At 41.4% G+C, this 17650-nt stretch carries 16 protein-coding genes; 1 reads left to right on the top strand and 15 read right to left on the bottom strand.

Annotated features, from left to right (window positions below; all coding sequences use genetic code 11):
* Window positions 1–6: 6 nt before the first annotated feature.
* The 12 genes from BM213_RS04520 to BM213_RS04460 all read right to left on the bottom strand — a co-directional run bounded on the left by BM213_RS04520 (window position 7) and on the right by BM213_RS04460 (window position 13229).
* Entirely contained in the window at window positions 7–774 is a 768-nt protein-coding gene (locus tag BM213_RS04520) for an enoyl-CoA hydratase (protein ID WP_091701395.1), read from the bottom strand.
* A gap of 38 nt (window positions 775–812) precedes the next feature.
* On the bottom strand, window positions 813–1394 hold the full coding sequence (locus BM213_RS04515) for a TetR/AcrR family transcriptional regulator (protein ID WP_091701392.1): 582 nt from the start codon (window positions 1392–1394) through the stop codon (window positions 813–815).
* A gap of 97 nt (window positions 1395–1491) precedes the next feature.
* Window positions 1492–3168 (bottom strand): long-chain-fatty-acid--CoA ligase, encoded by a 1677-nt coding sequence (locus tag BM213_RS04510; protein WP_091701390.1) that lies wholly within the window; start codon window positions 3166–3168, stop codon window positions 1492–1494.
* A 192-nt stretch (window positions 3169–3360) separates the two neighbouring features.
* Window positions 3361–3768 (bottom strand): DUF350 domain-containing protein, encoded by a 408-nt coding sequence (locus tag BM213_RS04500; RefSeq protein ID WP_091701385.1) that lies wholly within the window; start codon window positions 3766–3768, stop codon window positions 3361–3363.
* A gap of 11 nt (window positions 3769–3779) precedes the next feature.
* Window positions 3780–6125: an endonuclease MutS2 gene (locus BM213_RS04495; protein ID WP_091701382.1), complete on the bottom strand. Its 2346-nt coding sequence runs from the start codon at window positions 6123–6125 to the stop codon at window positions 3780–3782.
* 18 nt (window positions 6126–6143) lie between these two features.
* Window positions 6144–7853: a DNA polymerase/3'-5' exonuclease PolX gene (gene polX / locus BM213_RS04490; protein ID WP_091701380.1), complete on the bottom strand. Its 1710-nt coding sequence runs from the start codon at window positions 7851–7853 to the stop codon at window positions 6144–6146.
* A 48-nt stretch (window positions 7854–7901) separates the two neighbouring features.
* Complete coding sequence (locus BM213_RS04485; protein ID WP_091701377.1) at window positions 7902–8441, bottom strand: CvpA family protein; 540 nt, start codon at window positions 8439–8441, stop codon at window positions 7902–7904.
* Entirely contained in the window at window positions 8434–8709 is a 276-nt protein-coding gene (gene zapA / locus BM213_RS04480) for a cell division protein ZapA (RefSeq protein WP_003396526.1), read from the bottom strand. Before zapA ends, BM213_RS04485 begins: the two co-directional genes overlap by 8 nt.
* A gap of 119 nt (window positions 8710–8828) precedes the next feature.
* On the bottom strand, window positions 8829–9383 hold the full coding sequence (locus BM213_RS04475; RefSeq protein ID WP_091701374.1) for a DUF6036 family nucleotidyltransferase: 555 nt from the start codon (window positions 9381–9383) through the stop codon (window positions 8829–8831).
* Window positions 9370–9591, bottom strand: a complete 222-nt coding sequence (locus BM213_RS04470; protein WP_244149191.1) for a hypothetical protein — start codon at window positions 9589–9591, stop codon at window positions 9370–9372. Before BM213_RS04470 ends, BM213_RS04475 begins: the two co-directional genes overlap by 14 nt.
* Before the next feature lie 72 nt (window positions 9592–9663).
* Window positions 9664–12786: an efflux RND transporter permease subunit gene (locus BM213_RS04465; protein WP_091701369.1), complete on the bottom strand. Its 3123-nt coding sequence runs from the start codon at window positions 12784–12786 to the stop codon at window positions 9664–9666.
* Window positions 12783–13229 (bottom strand): MarR family winged helix-turn-helix transcriptional regulator, encoded by a 447-nt coding sequence (locus tag BM213_RS04460; RefSeq protein WP_091701366.1) that lies wholly within the window; start codon window positions 13227–13229, stop codon window positions 12783–12785. The genes BM213_RS04465 and BM213_RS04460 overlap by 4 nt, the downstream gene beginning before the upstream one ends.
* A gap of 124 nt (window positions 13230–13353) precedes the next feature.
* On the opposite strand from BM213_RS04460, the gene BM213_RS04455 reads away from it, so the two are divergent.
* Entirely contained in the window at window positions 13354–13914 is a 561-nt protein-coding gene (locus BM213_RS04455) for a Uma2 family endonuclease (RefSeq protein WP_091701364.1), read from the top strand.
* A gap of 301 nt (window positions 13915–14215) precedes the next feature.
* Here BM213_RS04455 and BM213_RS04450 read toward each other — a convergent pair whose 3' ends face one another.
* From BM213_RS04450 to BM213_RS04440, 3 genes are all read right to left on the bottom strand, one after another.
* Complete coding sequence (locus BM213_RS04450) at window positions 14216–14563, bottom strand: DUF4260 domain-containing protein (protein ID WP_012574240.1); 348 nt, start codon at window positions 14561–14563, stop codon at window positions 14216–14218.
* 148 nt (window positions 14564–14711) lie between these two features.
* Entirely contained in the window at window positions 14712–15362 is a 651-nt protein-coding gene (locus BM213_RS04445; protein WP_091701361.1) for a response regulator, read from the bottom strand.
* Between the two features lie 26 nt (window positions 15363–15388).
* A complete protein-coding gene (locus BM213_RS04440; RefSeq protein WP_091701358.1) occupies window positions 15389–17644 on the bottom strand; it encodes a sensor histidine kinase in 2256 nt (751 codons plus the stop codon).
* Window positions 17645–17650: the final 6 nt, after the last annotated feature.

Below are 17650 nucleotides of genomic sequence, written 5' to 3'. Positions count from 1 at the left end.
CTCCTTTTATTTTCCTCGGAACTGAGGTGTTCGTTTCTCAATAAATGCCGCAATACCTTCTTTTGCATCATCAGTCACAAACACTTGTCCAAACAGTTGCGCCTCTTTTTCAACACATTCATGGAACGTTTTTGTGCGAGCTTCATTCACAAGTTGCAACACCGCTTGAACAGAAATCGGGCTCTTTTGAGCAATTTTTTGTGCAAGTTGCTTCGCTGTATCAAGCAACTGTTCTTCTGGTACGGCTTTGTTTGCTAGTCCCCATTGAACAGCTTCTGTACCTGTGATCGGTTCGCTTGTCCACATCATTTCTAGCGCTTTTGCCATACCGACATGACGCAATAAGCGTTGTGTTCCTGCAAATCCCGGAATGATGCCGAGCTGCAATTCTGGTAAGCCAAGTTTGGCGTTTTCTGCTACGATGCGCAGATGGCAACTCATAGCTAACTCGAGCCCTCCGCCAAGTGCAGCACCGTGAATCGCTGCAATAATTGGTTTCGGAAACTGTTCAACTTTTTCCATTATTTGTTGACCGGCACGAGCAAGTTCCGCTGCTTGTTCGCTCGTTTCAATCGCTGTAAATTCTTTAATATCGGCGCCAGCGGAAAAAAATCTTCCTTCCCCATGAAGAATAATGACACGTACTTGATCATCTTCCTTAAAGGCATCAAGTCGTTCTGAAAGCTCTTTCAAAACAGAAGATGCTAAAGCGTTTGCTGGTGGACGGTGAAGTGCTAAAATCGCCACATACCCCTCTTGTTGAACGGAAAACATGTTCCCCCTCCTTCGTGTATATCGGAAGGTTGTCGTGTTTACACACAACAACCTTTCGTTAACAATTGATGAACCGGTTTCGCTAATGCAACGAGATCATATTTTTGCTCATTCATTACCCATGTTGTCACCATTTCGTCAATCGTTCCAAAAATCATTTGACGAGCGAGACGTACATCTAAATCTGAACGAAATTCCCCTTTGTCAATTCCTTCTTGCACAATGCGATCGACAACTTTTAAGTATCGTTTCAAAATTTCATTAATTTTCAGACGTAACGATTTATTCGATTGGCGAAGCTCCAATTGGGTAACGATCGCTAAATGTGGATCTGCCGCTAGCATTTCGAAATGCTTTTGAATCAACAAGAACAACTTCTCCGATGGGCTCGAAATTCCTTCTATTTCTTCTTTAATTTTTTCAATAAAGTAGCCCATTTTTTCTTGGAACAATGAGATTAAAATATCTTCTTTATTTTTAAAATACAAGTAAATTGTACCATCAGCTACACCTGCTTGCTTTGCGATTTTCGATACTTGCGCTTGATGGTAGCCGTTTTCAGCAATGACAATCACAGCTGCATCAATAATTTGCTTAAACTTTGGTTTGTCACGTTTCAACTTTGCATTCTCCCTTTCAAAAATATGAATGAATAATCATTCATATTTTTATTTTAAAGAGAGGCAAAAAGCATGTCAAGAAAAAAACAATCGCCGCTCATTTTTGTTTTTCTTTTTCTTCTTCCACAAGCGCACGGCGCAATATTTTACCAACTGCTGTTTTTGGCAATTCTTTTCTAAATTCATAAATGCGCGGCACTTTATAAGCAGCTAATTTACTTCTCATAAATTGGTCAAGTTCTTCTTCTGTACACTGTTCTCCTTCTTTAAGCACAATAAACGCTTTCACCGTCTCACCACGATAAACATCTGGTACACCAATGACGACTGCTTCTTGCACTTTCGGATGCTCATACAACACTTCTTCTACTTCGCGTGGATATACGTTATAACCGCTTGCGATAATCATATCTTTTTTTCGGTCGACGACAAAGAAATAACCTTCTTCATTCATATACCCTAAATCGCCCGTATACAACCAACCGTCACGAAGTGTCGCTGCTGTTTCTTCTGGTCGGTTCCAATATCCTTTCATTACTTGTGGACCACGTACAACGATTTCACCAATTTCATTTATGTTTGCTTTCTCTCCCGTTTCTAACGAGACGATCATCGCCTCTGTGTCTGGCCAAGGCACACCGATACTTCCTTTGATTCGTTTTCCGTCCCAAATAAAGTTGGAATGCGTCACAGGGGATGCTTCGGTTAAGCCGTAACCTTCAATAATCTTCCCACCTGTTACTGTTTCAAATTGTTCTTGCACTTCAACTGGAAGCGGAGCTGAACCGCTAATACATACTTTAATTGACGATAAATCATATTTTTTTAAATTCGGGTGGTTGAGCAGCGCAATATAAATCGTTGGAGCGCCTGGAAATAGCGTTGGTCGTTGTTTTTCAATTGTTTTTAACGTCGTTTCGACATCAAACTTCGGCAATAAAATCATTTTATATCCTTCCATAATGGATAAGTTCATGACAGCCGTCATCCCGTATACGTGGAAAAACGGAAGTACACCAAGAATCGATTCATTCCCGCGTCCACATTTATACATCCATTTCGTGCACATGAGCGTATTGGCTGTTAAATTATGATGTGTCAACATTGCGGCTTTCGGAAATCCAGTTGTTCCGCCTGTATATTGAAGAAGCGCAACGTCTTCTATCGGATCCACATCCGTCTCTTTCACTTTCCCACTCGCAAGCGATAAGGCTTTTGTGAATAAGTGGCAATCTCCCTCATGTTTGACGCGTACACTCATCCCTGTTTGCTTCTTTTGAACGAGCGGATACAATACATTTTTTGGAAAAGGTAAGTAATCCTTTATGCTCGTTATGATCATATGCTCAATTTTTGTATGCGCTTTCACCTTCATGATGCGCGGATAGAGCAAATCGAGAGCAATAATGATTTTTGCACCACTGTCATTTAACTGATATTCCAACTCTCGCTCCGTATATAACGGGTTCGTTTGAACAACGATGCCACCAGCAAACAAAATAGCGTAGTAACTGATGACAGCTTGCGGACAATTCGGCAACATAATGGATACACGATCCCCTTTTTGTAACCCGAGCTGTTGCAAATATGAGGCTAGCTTGATCGCTTGCTCATATATTTCTTTATATGTCAGCTCCTTCCCCAAAAAGTGAATAGCTGTTTTGTGCGGAAACTGTTCCACCGCTTCCCTCAAAAATTGTTGCAACGGCTTGCGCGGATAATCAATGGAATGAGGAACTTGTTGAGGATATAACGCTAGCCATGGCTTCTCCATATCGTTTCCCCCTTTGTTATAAGATTATTTATATTTTATAATATTTTCAGAAATTTTTGTATAAAAAATAAAGAAAGGATGCCTTTTGACACCCTTTTATGCGAAAAACATCAAGTATATGACACCAACAAGCAAAAATACACCGCACAATACGAACAATACTTTCGCTAATTTTTCCATTTTTTTCTCCTCTCAACGTATACTTGCCCCGATTACAAACGATAAACCGATCGAGATGATCATAGAAATAAATCCTACCGCTCGATTATCGTTAGCAATCTCCTCATCAACATTAAATTTCGGAGTTAAAAACTCGTAAATAAAATAGCCAATGAGCAGTAAGACGAAGCCGTAAACTCCCCATCCGATCATCGTTAAAAGCGAATCGTGATGGTCAATCGCGTAACGGAAAATATTTGCAATACCAAATATTTTCCCCCCGGTTGCCATCGCTACTGCCATATTTCCTTTTTTGATTTCTTCCCAATTTTTATATTTCGCCACAAGTTCAAAAATAGCTAAAAATAAAACTAAACATAAAATAACAACGCTAAAATTAGCGGCAATATGAATCATTTCATTTTCCCAAAAAGCGCCCATAGTTCCTCCTGTTATTTTAATTCGACGATGGTGACGCCTGTTCCCCCTTCAGTCGCCTCACCAAAACGAATGCTTTTTACTGAGCGATGGTTTTGTAAATATTGTTGTACCCCTTTCCGAAGCGCGCCTGTTCCCTTTCCGTGAATAATAGAGACGCGTGGATACCCAGCAAGGACCGCATCATCAATATACTTTTCGACACGAAGTAACGCATCTTCATATCGCTCACCTCGCAAATCCAACTCCAGCGGAACGTAGTGATCCCTTCCTTTAATCGTCGCTATCGGCTTCGTTTCGATCGGCGTTGGACTGCTTACGTACTGCAAGTTCTCTTCGTGCACTTTCATTTTTAAAATGCCGATTTGGACGATCCATTCTTTATCCGATACTTTTTCAATAAGCTGCCCTTTTTGATTCAGATGAATGACTTTCACTTCATCACCCGGATGTAAAGGATGGTTAAGTTTTTGCACGGTTTTTTTCTTTTTTGTGTTCAGTTGTGGAATCGCTTCTTCTAACTTTTTACGTGCATGAATAAGTTCGTGTTCTTTTAAGACAGCCGCTTGCTGTTTTTGCATATCGCGCAAATGTTGAATGACTTCGTCCGCTGTTTTCATCGCTTTTTTTACAATTTCTTCAGCTTGCTCTTTCGCTTTTTCCAACAAGCGATCGCGCTGTTCATTCAGCTCGTTCCACTGCCTTTCTAGTTCATTTCTCAATTGCTCTGCTTCGTGGCGGAGCCGCTCAGCCTTCTCCCATTCTTCCTCAGCCCGCTTCTTGCTCTGTTCTAGGGAAGCAATCATATTTTCAACTTCATTGCTTTCGGCGCTAATGTACGTACGGGCACGCGCAATAATATGCTCGTCTAATCCGAGGCGACGAGAAATGTCGAGCGCATTGCTTCGTCCTGGAATGCCGATCAATAGTTTATACGTTGGACTTAACGTTTCGATGTCAAATTCGACACTTGCATTCATCACACCTCGGCGATTGTAACCGTATGCTTTTAATTCTGGATAGTGCGTTGTCGCTACGACGCGCGCGCCTAAGTTGTGCACTTCGTCTAAAATGGCAATCGCTAACGCAGCACCTTCTTGCGGATCTGTTCCTGCTCCAAGCTCGTCAAACAAAACGAGGCTATGCTCATCCACTTGTTTTAAAATGTCGACGATATTGACCATATGTGACGAAAACGTACTTAAACTTTGTTCAATCGACTGTTCGTCTCCAATGTCAGCATATACGGAACGGAATACAGCCAATTGTGATCCGTCTAGCGCTGGAACGTGTAGCCCTGCTTGCGCCATAATCGTAAATAAGCCGATCGTTTTTAAAGTGACCGTTTTTCCCCCTGTATTCGGTCCTGTAATGACCATCGTCGTGTAATCGCTTCCTAGTTCAATATCATTTGGGACAACTTGATCAGGCGAAATGAGCGGATGGCGAGCTTGGATGAGACGAATATATCCGCGCTCGTTCATCGTCGGTTTTGTTGCTTTGATCGCCTTTGCATATTTTGCTTTCGCAAACAAAAAGTCAAGCTGCGCAAGCACTTCAACGTTTTCCATAATTGTTGTCGCTAACTCGCCAACAAAAGCTGACAATTCACTTAAAATTCGCTCCACTTCTTGTTTTTCTTTCATGCGCAATTGTTGGAGCTCGTTGTTTAATTCGACAACCGACTGCGGTTCGATAAACAATGTGGCCCCAGATGACGATTGATCATGTACAATGCCGCCGTACGTATGGCGATATTCTTGCTTTACTGGAATGACGTAGCGATCATTGCGAATAGTGATAATCGCATCCGATAATGTTTTTTGCGCAGATGATGAGCGAATAATGCTCTCTAGTTTATCGCGCACCCTTCCTTCAATCGCACGCAACTGTTGGCGCAATGAACGCAGGCGGTCGCTCGCCCCGTCAAGTATTTCCCCACCTTCATCAATACAGCGGTATATATGTTGCTCAAGCTCAATGAGCGGAACGATTTGCTCGGCATATGCCATCATATACGTAAGTTCTGCCTCTGTTCCTTCTACAAATTTTTTTAATTGTCTCGCCGCTCGCATCGTGCTTGCAACATCAAGTAATTCATGTGGGCTTAACACCCCTCCGATACGTGCGCGCTTCGTTTGTGGCCGCACATCAAATATGCCGCCGAGCGGCACGTGGCCACGTAAACGGAGAACGGTCGCCGCTTCGTCCGTTTCTTCTTGCCAACGCACTACTTCTTCAAAGCATGATGATGGCTTAAGCGCTTCGACTTTCTCTTTTCCTAACGAAGATGATACATGTGAAGCAAGCTGTGCTTTCACTTTATCAAACTCAACAATGTGTAACGTTTTTAAATGCACTGTCAACCCTCCAGCTGTTCATTTTCGCAAAAAAGACTTCAACTGTTCAATATCCCACGTATTAATAACTGTTTCTTTTCGAATCCAACCTTTGCGCGCAAATGCAACCCCGAGCTTCATATCATCGAGCATACGAACGTTGTGCGCATCCGTATTAATGGCGATTTTCACACCAAGCTGTTGAGCCTTTTGTAAATAGGCATACGTTAAATCGAGACGGTGTGGATTCGCATTCAGTTCTAGCACCGTATTTGTTTCTTTCGCAAGTTGAAGCAATTCGTCTATGTTTACATCGTATCCGCTACGTTCACCAATTAACCTCCCAGTTGGATGAGCAATCATGTGCACATACGGATTCAAAAGCGCCTCTTTTAATCGCTTCATAATCGTTTCTTGCGGCTGTGAAAAAGCAGAATGAATCGATGCGATAACAAAGTCTACAGTTTGTAGTACATCATTTGAAAAATCTAACGTACCGTCTGGCAAAATATCCATTTCAATACCAGATAAAATAACAAAGTCATCATATGTTTCGTTCAATCGAGCAATTTCTTCTTGCTGTCGCTTAAGTCGTTCAACAGTCAACCCATTCGCGACTTTCAAAAATTGCGAATGATCCGTAACTGCCATATAGCGGTATCCTTTTTTGCGGCATGCTTCCGCCATTTGTTGAATCGAAAACGCCCCATCGCTCCACGTCGTGTGCACATGCAAGTCTCCACGTATATCGGATAAGGAAATGAGCGGTGTTCCGTCGTACGCATCGACTTCTTTTCCGCTTTCCCGCATTTCTGGCGGAATAAACGGCAAATGAAAGTAAGCAAAAAATTGTTCTTCCGTTTCAAACGTTTTCACTTCACCTGTTTGCACGTTTTCTACGCCATACTCGCTAATTTTTCTCCCCCGCTCCTTCGCTAACTGGCGCATGCGAACGTTATGATCTTTCGAACCAGTAAAATAATGAAGTGTCGTCGCAAAATGTTGGGGCGAAACGAGGCGAAAATCAACGTTGACAATATAATCGTATTGCAGTTGTAGCGATACTTTCGTTTCACCGTTAGCGACAACGTCATGAATGCGTTCTAGCTGCAATAACTGCTTGCGAACGAGGGCATCATCTGTCGTGGCGATAATAAAATCTAAATCTTTTATCGTCTCGCATACACGCCGCAAGCTCCCTGCCCTTGAAAAGCGGACAATGCCATTCATGTTCTCGAGCTGTCGTTCGATATCGGAGGCGACTTCAAGCATAAAGGCAATCGGTAAACGTTCAGGGCGTGCGTCCATATGAGCGAGCGCCGCTAAAATGTTTTCTTCTGTTTTTGCACCAAAACCGCTTAATTGCCGCACACGTTGGGCTAAACAAGCTTCTTTTAACGCTTCTATATCGGTCACGCCTAGCTCATGATACAGTTTGGCAATTTTTTTGCCGCCCAATCCCGGCAATTTTAAAAGCGGAAATAGCCCTGCTGGAATTTCTTTTTTTAACTGTTCAAGCACATCGGACGTACCCGTTTGTAACCATTGTTGCAACACAGCAGCCGTTCCTTTCCCGATACCAGCAATGGACGTAAAATCATCAATGTCGGTCAAAGCACGTTCATCACGTTCTAGCGCTGAAGCTGCTTTACGAAAAGCTGACACTTTAAACGGGTTTTCCCCTTTAATTTCCATATATAAAGCGATTGTTTCAAGCAAACGAATCGCTTCTTTTTTGCTTTTTTCCATTTGATCCCCTTCCTTTTGACGAAAAAACTTCTCGCAAATGGAGAAGTTTTACGCCATATATTGCACGAGCATCTGCTTTACAAAATCCGATAAAATCGGTGTATGTTTGACGATTAAACTTGCGATGAATGAGTCGCGAAGCGGTTGTTGAATCGTAGAAACAGGGACGAGCGCACTGACATATAAAAGCACGAATACAAGCAAATATACTTCAACAAACCCAAGTGCTCCGCCAGCCCAACGGTTTACGCTTTTTAAAAGCGGCAGCTGAGCAACAAAATCTAGCATGGAACCGATAATTTGCATCACTATTTTCGTCACAAAAAACAGCATCGCGAACGCAATCGCACGATAGTATGCTTCATCTAAGTTAGTGCTTTCAATGAGCAATTTCATCGTTTCACCATCTCCAAAGCTTGGATATGGCACCCATAACTTCAGCCTTGGAGCTAGTTCGGCATAATATTTATATGCAACGATAAACGCAATCAAAAAGCCTGTCATATGAATGAATTGCAAAATAAATCCTCGTTTCAACCCGATCATTAGCCCCATAAGAAGGATGAAGCAAATGAGCAAATCAATCATCGCTGTCATCATCCTTTTCTTTATTCATTTTTCGCAAAAGACGTTCGTATTCATCTTTTAGTTTAATATATTCATGAACGATATTCACAGCCGTTAGTACAGCAAGCTTGCTCGTATCAAGCGTTGGATTTTTTGCGCTAATTTCACGCATTTTATCATCAACGATGGAAGCAACGAGCCGAATGTGACTAGAACTTTCTGTTCCAACAATCGAGTATTGCTGTCCGTATATGTCTACTGTGATACGTGTTTTATGCTGATCCTTCAAACCGTTTCCCCCATTCAGCCGATCTCCCGTTTCGGCAAAATTCTACCTTTTATCTTACCACGATTTGCAGATATATGAAAAGATATACGAAAATAAGAGCGGCATGATCCCGCTCTTATTTATAGCCATTCCTTTAATTGTTTGATCGTTCCGTCTTTTTCAGCTACATGTTCCATATATGTGAAATGCAATCGCTCTTTATGAAGAAGAAACATCCTTCTTGCCCATTCACAATCGGAGCTTGATTTCCAATGTACGCAAGCTCGCAAACGGTCTAGTATAATATCTTCAATTCCAATGACATAAACAGACAAACCATCTTCTAACATCAACTCAATTACTTTATCATCATCAGCATCTTCCAACATATCATTTGGAATTTCAACACTAACAAACAATTCATCATGATACCAGTGTCTCCCCGACGGAACAAAACCAAGTTGAGTGAGCAATTGCCCTGCTTTTTCACGATCACTAACAATTAAGTCAATGTCTACGGTCGTATAATCGCCGCGCGTATATATTTCCACAGCAAGCCCCCCAACAATAATCGGGCGTATGCGATACGGCTCTAACAGCTTAGTTAAAATGGCTGTAACTTGAACCATTTTTTCAAAAGATGTTTTCGTTCGAAGGAATTGTAGCTTTTCTTTCGCCTCTTTAATCGAATTCATAATACCACACTCGTTCGTTCAAATATCGAATTTTTCCTTCTTGTTCAGCTTTTTTCCATCGTTTTATGCATAGTTCATCTAATATACGCATTTCTTCTTTGTCGCGTGGGCGCAAACGCACACGTTGTTTTCTTCCGGCTGCTAATATTTCTCGCTCGACGCTTCCTTTGCGTGAAAAAATCCAATCGTTTAGTTCAGACATATTCATTTTTCTCACTTCGTTTCACTCCAACAACTATTTTTCACATTATATCACAAAAGAGCGGGCATGATCCCGCTCTTATTTTATAAATGGCCACCAGTTGGCCCGCCCAAACGTTTTCGCCATTATTGGAATAAATAACGGCAAAACGACAAGGGCGTATAAAAATAACCCTGTTAAAACAATCGTTGCAATTTGTAATAGCGACAAAACCCCGGACGGATACATCGCCGCAAACGTTCCTCCTAAAATGACAGCGGCAGAAATAATGACCGTTCCCATATGGCGCATCGCTTCAAGCATCGCTTCTTGCACCGTTTTGTCACGGTATTCGTTAAAGCGGTCCATTAAGAAAATGCTGTAGTCAATACCGAGCGCCATTAAAATGACGAATGCGAAAAACGGAACAGCCCAGTTTATCCCTTCGTATCCGAGCACATCGACAAACACAAGTTCAGTAAACGCCATCGATGTATAATATGTTAAAATTAGGGATAACATTAAATATACTGGCATAATAAACGAGCGAAGAAGAATGATTAAAATGACAGCAATGCCCGCAAGCATAAATACAGATGTTCGGGCATAATCAGCGGCAGAAATGTCGCGCAAATCGGAATAAATGCTCGTCACGCCACCAACGCCCACTTTCGCATGCTCAAGCTTCGTACCGTTCACCGCCCGAGCGATCGCTTCCTTCACTTGTGCGATTTTTTCCATCGTCGTCGTTTCATACGGATTGGATGAAAAAACAACATCAAACGTTATAACTTTTCCATCTTTCGACATATATTCTTCCTTCGCTTGGGCAAATTCCTTGCTCGTCAACAATTGTGGCGGCATATACCATCCCGCCATTTCTTCATCTGGTGCGTTCGCTAGTTCTGAAACGTACTGTTTCGCCGACTGTAATCCATTTTCTACTTGTTGTAAACCATCGACACTTTGGTTTAATCCCGAAATAAGTTGATCCATTTGGTTGTTCAGTTGCGAAAAGCCAGCTAATAGCTGCTGTTGACCCTCGTTCACCTTCGCTAATCCATTTGTCACTTCTGGCAATCGTTGCACGATTTGACCTTGACCATCCGCTGCTTGCTCTAATCCGTGACGAAGTTTTCCAAGTCCATCGATCAATTGATCCATTCCCGTAATAAGCGCCCGCTGTCCATTCGCTACTGTCGCAAACGATTCGTTTGCTTGCTGTAAGCCGCGTTGAATACGTTGCAGAGCGTCGTTCACTTGAACGAGCGCACTAGATAATGCGTTCATTTGTGTCCCCATTTGTTCAATCGCTTGCTTCACGCTCGCATATTCGGCATCTTCGCGCAAACCGGCATGACGGTCTTCAATGCGATTGAGCGACTGAGAAAGAAGCGGCAGCTGTTGGGAAATAGTGCGCAATCCCCCTTCGATTTGTTCGTATTGTTCGCTCAACTGACGTAGTCCACCAGTTGCTTGTTCATATCCTTTTCGCAACTCGTTTGCCCCATCATGCACTTTTTTCATATTCGCTTGTATCGTCTGTAACCCTTTTTCAAGATCAGCAGCTCCGATCGCTCCGCTTCGCACCCCATCTTCGAGCTGCTTCAATGCTTGCTGCAAGTCGCCCACTCCTGTTTTTAGCTTCATCGTCCCGTTAACAAGTTCGCGAATACCTCCGGTCGCTTGCTCTAGCTTCGGAGCTGACTTCGCCATTTCGCCGCTCGCTTCACTTAAACCAGAACGAATTTGCCCGATGCCGTCCGCTCCTTTTCCAAGTCCATCTTTTAACTGTTCCGCTTGCTTTGTCACAAACAATTGATCAATTGGCTCTCCAAGCGGGCGAGTTACTGAACGAACAGCTTCCACACCATCAATATTTGCCACTTCGCGACTAATTTTTTCAATTAAGTAGTAATATTGTTCATCATCCATCGCTTCATCATTTTTCATGACGATTTTCGTCGGCATCGCTTCCCCTTCACTAAAGTGGGCTGAAATGATGTTAAATGCTTTAACAGACGCGTAACGATCCCCGATTTCCGCCATCGAATTAAAAGAAAGCTTGCCGTCATACGTCAATAAAATCGGCAATGTCATAACTGCCACGATCGCAAGCGCCCATAGTGGACGAGCGAAAGAAAAACGACCTGCGATATCCCATAATTTGCTCGGCTTATGTTCAAGCGCCCCTTTCATCGGCCAAAAAAGTTTTTCACCAAGTGTAGCCATAAAAAATGGTACAAGCGTAATAAGGGCAACAAGCAATACGACGACACCGACTGCTACAGCTGATGCGGACTGATACAGTTTAAATGTTGACAGCCCAATTGATGCAAAGCCGATCATGACCGCCAGTCCGCTGAAAATAACCGTCTTTCCAGCCGTCTTATACGTGGCGATAATCGCTTCTGTTCGGTCTTCTCGTTTCGCTAATTCTTCTTTAAAGCGGCTTAACAATAAAATACAATAATCCGTTCCAATCCCGAACAAAACGGCAACTAAAAATGTTTGCGTAAACGTAGAAAGCGGAAAGTCCACTCGATCGACAAGAAAAGCAACAACAGATTGCGATACGATATACGTCAATCCAACCGTCAGCAACGGCACAAACGGAGCAACGAGCGAACGAAATACAAGAAATAAAACAATTAAAATAAACACGACCGTAATGCCTTCTGTTTTTTTCAATCCTTCTTGTGAACTTTGTACGACATCTTCGTCAATCATCCAGTTGCTCGTATAATAGTGCGGCACTTGAATATGTTTGATTGCATCATAAAGCGCTTTGCTCATTTCTTTTGCTGTCCGCCCATTTCGTTCTAATTGGAGCGAGACAAGGACAGTCGTCCCGTCTTTTGCAACGAGCTTTTCTTTCAATTGATCATTATCGAACGGCGACACAACTTGCGTCACTCCGATCGCCTTTTTGTTCGCTTGCAGCTGTTCAATCGCTTTCTCGATTTCTTTCCAATCTTTTTCTTGTAATCTTTCTTTCCGATGGAAAACGAGGACAGCGCTCATTTCTTCTTCTTTCTTTTCTTGCTTTTGCACTTCTTTTAGCAGTTCGCTTGCGAGCGAAGATGAATAGCCGTCTGGAACCGTAATTTGCCCTTTTTCACGCACAAGTTGCCCCATATTCGGAGCGGTCATCGCAAGCACGACAGCTACTATCATCCAAGCGAGCAAAACGACCCATCTCCCACGAACGATCGCTTTCATTTGTTTTCCTCCATTTCTTGCAAAATAATTGCTAACTTTTCATACGTTTGAATAAACTGCTCAATTTCCTCATACGAAAGCTTCGTCATCATCGTCTGAACAAGTTCGTACACTTTTTGTTCTGTTTCAATAAGCCATATCTTTCCTTTTTCTGTCAGTGTAAGAGAAATGACGCGACGATCGTCTCCATCTTTTCCTCGTTCAATCATTCCTTTTTCAACGAGGCGATTCGTCATCGCAGTAATCGCGCTTTTATTCACCGCAAACACGTCCGCTAATTCCGTCGATGTACACATCCCTCGTTTATATATGTAGCGCAATACATAATATTGATCGTGCGTCACATCGTCTAATTCACATTTCATTAGTGCAGCCCCTCGCTTATTTACGAGAAACGAAACGGATAAATAACGCTCAATAAATTGTTGTATGCTTCGCTCCATCGGTCAATGCCTCCTATCGAAATAGTTCAATTGTTTAACTATTTAGTAATATAACGATAAAACACGGAATGGTCAATGATGAAGTGAGGTGTGATATAATGGTGAAAAAAGTGAGGGATACGCGATGAAGCCAGAATCATCCAAACTGTATACGTATACCGATTATATTCAATGGGACGGGCGTTGGGAGCTCATTAACGGAAAGGCTTACAACATGAGCCCTTCTCCAACATGGGAGCATCAATTTGCTGTCATGGAACTATCGTTTGCGTTTCGTTCGTACTTCCAAAATAAAGATTGCTACGTTGCCATTGCTCCGTTTGATGTTCGTCTCTCTGACAGCGATGACTACATGCATGCAAAACATGTCGTACAACCAGATATTTCTGTTATTTGCAACAAAAACAGCTTAACAACAAACGGTTGTTTAGGCGCACCAACACTTATCGTCGAGGTTCTTTCTCCGTCTACAGCGTTAAAAGATCGAAACGAAAAATTTAAGCTATACGAACAGTTTCATGTGCAAGAGTATTGGATTGTTGATCCTTTGTATAGAACAGTTGAAGTATTTGGATTAGAGGATGGTTTTTTTAAAAAAAGAGAAGCATTTGGAGAAAATGACACGATTACATCTTTCCTATTTACGGATTTTTCTCTCGAAGCGAAGCGATTATTTTTTCAATAAAAAGGCAGCCAGTAACCGCATAACAAGCGAATTGGGCAGCCTTTTTCTTTTTATCGTTTAAGCCGCGACGTCGCGTTTTTGGAACATCCACCATGTCACCGCATTGAACACGACAAAATACACAAGCAGCACCGCAAGCGAAAAGGACATTGCCTCGTGGAGTTCATTTACAGCGCAGCGAAACAAAATATTCCCCTTGATACCGTGAAAAAACAGATCCACGTTGCATAAGGGGTGCCCTGTTTGTTCCTTTTTCAATTGGTAATTATTGTTATAAAAATACTTAACTACAGTAGTTTATTTAAACACGATTTAAATGCGTGTCTTTAAAATGTGTTGGATACTTTAATCCATAACCAATCATCCTATCCATTCCGATATGGGCAGACCATATTAAACCTATCTCTAAAACAACTTCGTTTGATAACAATACTCCTAAGATAACAACTCCAATTGGTAAACTATATGTATGAAATAAATTATAAAGCACTGCACCAACCTTATTATTGAATAAATAACCTATCATTGATATATCTGGAGCTAATAACAAAACGAAAAACAAAAGCCAACTAAATTGATTATAAGAGTAAAAATAAAGACTTAACAATAGGATAGCTACCCCTTCTAGGTGTAAAAGAATTTTATTCATAATACCCTCCTTTCATCTCCATTATATCCCTTCTCTCTTTCTTTTTCACCGCCAACATGGTGTCGAACCCCGCCATTTTTTTGTCGGATACCGACACGAAATGGCGGACTTCAAAAAGAAAATGCCCTCACCGATCCGGTGAAGGCATTCACAACATATGATGCTCTGGAATGAGCCCTAATTGTTTTGCTTTTTCCACTGCTTCTATTCGTGAAGATACGTGCAGCTTTGTGAAGATGCGCGATAAATGTCTTTCTATCGTTCGTTGGCTCGTGTGATGTTTTTCTGCAATATCTTTATTACATAAGCCGTTAGCAACTTCCATTAATAGTTCTTGCTCGAGAGAACTCAGCACAGCCAGTTGTCCGTTTTCATCCATATTTTCTTTTGCTCCACAACGGCACAGCTGACGCAGAACATGTACAGGAATGACCGCCTCATCTCGTAGCGCACAGCGAATCGCTGTCACCAATTGCTCGCTTGATGCGGTTTTACTGACAAAGCCTGTAATGCCTGATTCAATGAAATAATTTAAAAAAGGAACAATATCATATCCGGTATAGATGACAATTTTCGCAGTTGGCTGTTTTTCGAGAATTCGTTTACTCAATTCGATACCGCTCATATCCGACATACACCAGTCAAGTAAACATATATCATACGCACGTTGCTCGATCATTTGTTCTGCTTCGCTCGCAGATGTCGTAATGTCTACTTGAAAATCTCCTTCACGTTCAAGCACATTTCTCGTACCTTCGCAAACAAGGAGATGATCGTCGACGATTAAAATGTGAATCATTCCGTCAATTTCTCCTTTCCGTACGTTTATAATGGAATGGTTACCGTTATCTCTAATCCAGATCCATGCGATGACGCGATTTTGCATGTTCCACCTAATCCTTGCACACGCTCTTTTATTCCAAATAATCCTAAATTACCATGATGATCATTTGATTTTTCCATCTCTATTCCTACTCCATCGTCCACATAACGAAGTTGAACAGCCTCATCTTGTGCATCCAATACGAGGTGGATCGTTGATGCTTGAGAATGTTTTACGGCGTTGTTTAACAATTCTTGTATGATCCGATACATCGCCAGTTCCTGTTCTTCTCCTAATTTAGCTTGTATGTGAACATTCCACTTTACTTTTATATTCGTACGTAAATGAAATCGGTCAATAAGCTGCGAGATTGCTTGTTTTAGTCCCATCTGACTCAAAAACGGCGGTCTTAATTCATGGCATATTTCTCTTGTTACATCAATAACATTGAGGAGCTCCTCGTCGATATCGTTTAGCTGTTTTTGTATATCTTCTACGTACAGAGGTTGAACAAGCAAGTTTTCCACTTTTCTTCTTAACAAAATTAAATCTTGAAGCAATGTATCGTGCAAATCGATCGCCAGTTTTTTTCTTTCCCTTTCTGACCATTGGAACATCAACCGAGTAAACGAAATCGAATGTTCTTTCTCTTTTAATCGATCTAACTCTTTCAATAGATCCTCCACTTTTAACATGTTTTCGATCGTCATGCTCGTATAATAAACAATGGTAGATAGCCAATCTTTTTGCTCGGTGCGAAATGAAAGAGGATGTTTCTTTTTCCCTACTAGCCATAAAGGTGTTTGACGAAATGAACCGATAAACATGACAAATAAGGAGCGATGTTCCATTACGCGACCGATCGAAAGTGGGGCACCATTTATTTTTTTGACGATATTCGCCCAATGTGCTTCATTGTACTCAAAAGAAAGCGGTTCGTTTATGGACTGAATCACCTTTATTTTTTCCACGTCCAAAATTTCTTGCAATTCCTTTTCCAAACAATACATGGCTCCTTCTACTGTACGCTGTTTTTTCAGTTGTTCACTTATGCGATACAAACTCTCTTCATAAAAATGTTTTTGCATCCGTAATTTTGCTCGCCATTTGCGGTCTAACCATTCTTTTATGTAAAAAGCAGCAAGGACGATGATGTAAATGATAGAAAATAAAACAAAAAGTTCAGCCCATTTGCTAGAGCGATGGATCCATTGATTGTACACAATCATTATAAAAAAAGATGGGAATAATGCGAACAAACCGAGATACTTCAACCGCTCGATGGAAAATGGCAGTTGAAACAGTTGATCTGTTGCCATTAAATAAAAGAAAACAGTCGGTAAGGCGAAAAGAAAGATAACCGTTAATTCCGCTGGCAATATCCATTTTTTCATTACTAGCATAGGAAGGCTATAAAAGAAAAGAAACGGGATCGTCGATAAACTAATTGCCAATAACAATCCTTTTATCGTATGTTGCTGTTCATCTTTTTTTAGATCAACGAACCCTTTTCCTAACAAAGCGAGAATGGTAACCGTATTGATAAAAAATGCCGTCAATAACACTTCCACTTCACTTATCGAACGAAACAGTATAGACATCAGTGAAATAATAAACATCACAATGTTAAACCAATAAAGGGAAAAGACGATTTTTTTCGCAAACCATACTTTCTTTTCGTTTTCAAAATAGTTGTAAACAAAATGCAAAAATAGCGGAGGCAGCATGAAAAATGCACCGCTGAATATTTGCCTTCCAAAAGGCGCATGCTTTGCTGATAAGCTGGCACTGATATAACAAAGCCCTGCCGATAACAACAAGTAAATCAGCACGATCGCCGAGTTATTATTTGGTCGCGAACGAAGCAAAAAAACGCTTAAACGAACAGCGAATAGAAAAAAACCCGTCGGCAAAAGAATATAATACAACCACTGTTCCGTTCCATGCGCTAGATAGTCAATCACCAAAGTTTGGATTTGATTTCCTCTTTGAATAGTGATTGCTTTTGCTTGTTCAATCGTTTTGTATTTCTGAACCGTAAAGTGGGACAGCGGAGGCTTTCCATCTATTTTTAACACTTGATCATGAATATGAATCCCATGTTTTTTTGCCCAGCCAAACTCATAAAGATCGTTAACAACCACAGCGCCACTCTTTGCGACTACATCCATGCCGATCAATGGATGTTTCACATTTAAAACGGTTAAATATAGCGCTAAAATCGAAGCAAAAATCATCGCGATGACTGGTCGTTTCATTGTGAT

Origin of the sequence: Anoxybacillus pushchinoensis (genome assembly GCF_900111795.1) — a bacterium.
Classification (GTDB): domain Bacteria; phylum Bacillota; class Bacilli; order Bacillales; family Anoxybacillaceae; genus Anoxybacillus; species Anoxybacillus pushchinoensis.
Note: the sequence above shows the minus strand (reverse complement) of the source record. Positions and strands in the feature narration are given on the sequence as shown.